Origin of the sequence: Streptomyces sp. NRRL WC-3549 (assembly GCF_000721935.1) — a bacterium.
In the GTDB taxonomy this organism is placed as follows: Bacteria; Actinomycetota; Actinomycetes; order Streptomycetales; family Streptomycetaceae; genus Streptomyces.
Window position 1 is genome coordinate 134,528 of sequence record NZ_KL585395.1, and the last position, 4,211, is coordinate 138,738.

6 protein-coding genes are annotated in these 4,211 nt (G+C 73.0%); 2 read left to right on the forward strand and 4 right to left on the reverse strand.

Features of this window, described 5'->3' with window-relative positions; genetic code table 11:
* Together IH13_RS0113445 and IH13_RS0113450 are read right to left on the reverse strand one after the other, a co-directional pair.
* On the reverse strand, positions 1 to 1,044 hold a 1,044-nt coding region (locus tag IH13_RS0113445; RefSeq protein WP_031084139.1), incomplete at its 3' end, for a DEAD/DEAH box helicase.
* Between the two features lie 245 nt (positions 1,045 to 1,289).
* Positions 1,290 to 1,493, reverse strand: coding sequence for a cold-shock protein (locus IH13_RS0113450; protein WP_031084141.1), 204 nt, complete (start codon positions 1,491 to 1,493; stop codon positions 1,290 to 1,292).
* Positions 1,494 to 2,069: 576 nt separating this feature from the next.
* Here IH13_RS0113450 and IH13_RS0113455 point away from each other — a divergent pair.
* Positions 2,070 to 2,288 (forward strand): hypothetical protein, encoded by a 219-nt coding sequence (locus tag IH13_RS0113455; RefSeq protein ID WP_031084142.1) that lies wholly within the window; start codon positions 2,070 to 2,072, stop codon positions 2,286 to 2,288.
* 65 nt (positions 2,289 to 2,353) lie between these two features.
* Complete coding sequence (locus tag IH13_RS0113460; RefSeq protein ID WP_031084144.1) at positions 2,354 to 3,202, forward strand: GNAT family N-acetyltransferase; 849 nt, start codon at positions 2,354 to 2,356, stop codon at positions 3,200 to 3,202.
* Between the two features lie 153 nt (positions 3,203 to 3,355).
* Here the strand turns inward: IH13_RS0113460 and IH13_RS0113465 are convergent, their stop codons facing one another.
* Positions 3,356 to 3,769, reverse strand: a complete 414-nt coding sequence (locus IH13_RS0113465; protein WP_031084146.1) for a YunG family protein — start codon at positions 3,767 to 3,769, stop codon at positions 3,356 to 3,358.
* 60 nt (positions 3,770 to 3,829) lie between these two features.
* Positions 3,830 to 4,211 (reverse strand): PP2C family protein-serine/threonine phosphatase (locus IH13_RS0113470; RefSeq protein WP_031084148.1); only part of this gene is annotated, 382 nt, incomplete at its 5' end.

The following is a 4,211-nucleotide window of genomic DNA, read 5'->3' on the forward strand; positions in this document are numbered from 1 at the left end:
GACCAGCACGGTGAGGTCACCGGTCCGGAAACGGTCCAGGGTGCGGGTGCGCTGCGGCTGCGACTTCCCGCCGTGCAGCGCGGCGGCGCGCACCCCGCTGCCACGGAGGTGGGCGGTGAGCCGGTCGACGGCGTGCTTGGTGTCCAGGAACATGATCACCCGCCCGTCGCGCGCCGCGATCTCGGTCGTCGTGGCGTACTTGTCGGCGCCCTGGACGTGGAGTACATGGTGCTCCATCGTCGTGACCGCGCCGGCCGCCGGGTCGACGGAGTGCACGACCGGGTCGTGCAGGTAGCGGTGGACCAGCTGGTCCACCTCGCGGTCCAGGGTGGCCGAGAACAGCAGCCGCTGGCCGTCGGGGCGTACCTGGTCGAGCAGCTCGGTGACCTGCGGCAGGAAGCCCAGGTCGGCCATCTGGTCGGCCTCGTCGAGGACGGTGACGGCGACCCGGTCGAGCCGGCAGTCGCCACGGCCGACGAGGTCCGCCAGGCGCCCCGGGGTGGCGACGACCACGTCGGCGCCCGCGCGCAGGGTGCTCGCCTGCCGTCCGATCGACATGCCGCCGACGACCGTGGCCAGCCGCAGCTTCAGGGACCCCGCGTACGGGGCGAGGGCGTCGGTCACCTGCTGCGCCAGCTCCCGGGTGGGCACGAGGACCAGGGCCAGGGGGCGGCGGCCCTCGGCGCGCCGCCCGGCGGTCCGGGCCAGCAGCGCGAGACCGAAGGCCAGCGTCTTGCCCGAGCCGGTGCGGCCACGGCCCAGCACGTCACGTCCGGCGAGCGCGTTCGGCAGGGTCGCCGCCTGGATGGGGAACGGCTCCGTCACTCCCTCGGCGCCGAGGGCCGCCAGCAGCGGCGCGGGCAGGCCCAGGTCGGCGAACGCCCGCACGGCGGGCAGCGCGGGGGCGGCGGATTCCGGCACGGTGCGTTCGGCCGTTGCGGTGGGCGTACCACGCTGGGGGCCGGGCCCGCGGCCGGCGGGGGACCCACCGGTACCCGTCCGGGCGGATCGGTCATGCGTACGGACTGTGTGATCCCGGTTCAAGAGAACCTTCCCTCGAATGGCGCGTGCCGAGGGATTCCTTCCGGGCGGCCGCACCCGCTCCGTGGCGTGCGGCGCCGGAATCGCTGGATACGAGCCGGTGAAATAAATGAATACGAACGGCGGATCCCGCCTCGCCGGGTCCCCGTGGTGCACACGGGGCGGCCCCCGGCGGGGCGGGACGAAAAACGAGCCGGGACCCGCAACCCGAAGGTGCGGACCCCGGCCGTGTCATGCGCCCGGTGTGATCAGACCGGGGTGATGTTCTCCGCCTGCGGGCCCTTCTGACCCTGCGTGACGTCGAAGCTCACCTTCTGGCCTTCCTGCAGCTCGCGGAAGCCCTGGGCGAGGATGTTCGAGTAGTGGGCGAAGACGTCGGCGCCGCCACCCTCCTGCTCGATGAAGCCGAAACCCTTTTCCGAGTTGAACCACTTCACGGTTCCGGTTGCCATATTTTTTCTCCTTCGGGGCGTTGCCCGTGGGTCCGCACTGTGCGATCCCTACGTCGCCGCACATGATTACCCCGACCGGCAGGGACCGGAAAGACAAAAGCGCACCCACCCGAGTGAAAAAGATCGGGGCGCACCTGAAGTTTTGGGAACCACACCTGCAACTCCGGTGAAGGGTAGCACGATTTCCGCAGTTCCGAGCCGAAAACCATATCACCCCGTGGCCGCACCCGCAGACACCACCCCGGAAATGAATCCCGCCCGCCCATTCCGGCGGCCGGCGAAAAGACCCCTCGGGCGCGGACGCCCGCTCTCTCCCCCGTCCCTTCCGCCGGTGTACCGGCCCGTGCGGGACCCGACACGGCTGACCGGCCGGCCAGTTGTCGGCCGACCTGCTGGAGGGCCATACTGCACGGGTAGCCCTTCGCGCATCCCCCGTCGTGAAGGGCTACGGTCACGCCCGGCTGCGAGAAGCCGCTCCTTCCCCCGTTGCGCGCCCGCCCGCGACCCGGTTACGTGGGACGAGGGCCTGAGACAAGAGGCCTGACCGGCACATGCACGGACCCGGAGGTACGACGGATGCCCAAGACACCGAAGAACTCCAAGGTCGGCCTGGCTCTGAACCTGGGCAGCAGCGCGCTCGCCATCGTCCGGACGGTCAAGCAGGTGCGACGGGCCAAGGGCACGCAGGACAAGCTCACCACCGTCAACACGGTGGCCGGACTGCTGCCCCTGATCACCTCGGCCCTGATCGTGCTGCGCCGGCTGCGCGGACGCTCGGCCCGGCACGGCCACTGAGCGGCCCCAGGACACGGCCGCTGAGCGACCCCATGAACGGACGGCGCGCGGGGTAGTGCTGTCCCGTGCCGAACTTCGAGATCACCACCGCGAGCGCCGACGACATCGTCATGCTGGGGGACTGGGCCCACGAGGAGGGCTGGAATCCCGGACTCACCGACGGGCAGGCGTTCTTCGCCGCCGACCCGTGCGGCTTCCTCATCGGCCGCCTCGACGGTGAGCCGGTGACCTCCGTCTCCGTGGTGCGCTACGGCGACTCCTTCGGGTTCCTCGGCTTCTACCTGACACGCCCCGCCCTGCGGGGCAGGGGATACGGCCTGCGGACCTGGCGCGCCGGGACGGCCCGGCTGGCCGGGCGCACCGTGGGCCTCGACGGCGTACCCGCGCAGCAGGACAACTACCGCAGGTCCGGTTTCCGCAGGGCCTGGGGGAACGCGCGGTACGAGGGGGTGGCGCCCACCGGCGTCGCCCCGCCCGCCGGGGTCGTCCTCACCGACGCCCGGACGCTGCCCTTCGTCCGGCTCACCGCCTACGACCGGCGTTTCTTCCCCCAGGCCCGGGACAGCTTCCTGGCGCCCTGGATCACCGGCCCCGGGCGCACCGCGCTGGCCGCGGTGCGGGACGGGGAGATCGCCGGGTTCGCCGTCGTACGCGAATGCCGGGAGGCCTCCCGCATCGGACCGCTGCACGCCGACTCGCCGGAGGTGGCCGCCGCGCTGGTGAGCGCGCTCGCGTCCGGCGCGCCGGACACCCCCGTCGCGGTCGACGTGCCGGACGTCAACCCCGCCGCCGTCCGCCTCGCCGAACAGCTGGGGCTCACACCGTCGTTCGACACGGCGCGGATGTACACGGGACCGGTTCCGGAGTTCGACCGCGCGGGCGTCTTCGGCATCACCAGCCTCGAACTCGGCTGACCAGCCCGCCGGCACCACGGGCCGGAGGCACGCGAACCCGGCCGGAGTACAGGGTCCGGTACCGGCCGGGGCACGCGGGCCGGCCGTGCCCGCGCCCGCCGGGTCGGCGCCCTCCGTCCGGCGCGCGGACCGGTGGGCGCCCCGTGGGCGGGTTCAGCCCGGGTGGACCGTCCCGGGCGTGCGTATGCGTCCCCGCAGCCGCTCCAGCACCCGGGCCCGCAGCAGCTCGTACTCCGCGCGCAGGCGCACGATCTCCGCCGGCCGCTCGATCACCACCCCGCCGACGACCTTCTCGTGCGCCGCGAACTGCTCGCGGGTCAGGTCGATCTCCACGCCCATGCCCAGGCGGTTCCACCAGTGGTAGTCCACGCGTCGTCCGCCGACCCGCACCTCGCCCCGGACCAGCTCACCGCCCAGCAGGTCGTGGAGCACCAGGGCGGTCACACCGCACTGGTCCCGGGCAGGGTTGCCCGGGTTCCACCGCGACCGGTACTCGGGCGTGGTGGTGTCGGCGTCCCAACTGCTGCGGACGGCCGCCTCGATGTCGGCGAGAAGCAGAGGTTCCATGGCGTCGATGCTCGCACCCGCCACTGACAACGGCCCCACCGCGCCGGGCCGGGCCGCCCGTCAGCCGTGCTGCCCGAAGGCCACGCCCTCGTGGACCCTCGACGCGAGGACCGCGACGTCGTCCTCGGCCTCCTCGGCGAACCGGTCCAGTACCTCGTCCAGCAGGTCCTCGAGCCGCCCGCTCGCCGGAAGCACGAGGGACTCCAGCCGGGCCACCGACACGTCGATGTCCTCTCCGCGCCGCTCCACCAGCCCGTCGGTGTACATGAGGAGCACGGTCCCCGGTCCGCACGGAACCTCGGACGTCTCGTAGCCGCCGAAGCCGGAGCCCAGGGGCGGCCCGACGGGCATCTGGGCGGCCACCCGGGCGCGCCGGGCGCCGGGGTCCAGGAAGACCGGCGGCAGGTGCCCTGCGCTGGCCAGCCGGCAGGTACCGCCGTAC

What these genes read in the sequence shown, in the direction of transcription:
- IH13_RS0113455 (WP_031084142.1), top strand. Translation starts at nt 2,070, where the DNA reads ATGCCCAAGACACCGAAGAACTCCAAGGTCGGCCTGGCTCTGAACCTG.
- IH13_RS0113450 (WP_031084141.1), bottom strand. Translation starts at nt 1,493, where the DNA reads ATGGCAACCGGAACCGTGAAGTGGTTCAACTCGGAAAAGGGTTTCGGC.
- IH13_RS0113465 (WP_031084146.1), bottom strand. Translation starts at nt 3,769, where the DNA reads ATGGAACCTCTGCTTCTCGCCGACATCGAGGCGGCCGTCCGCAGCAGT.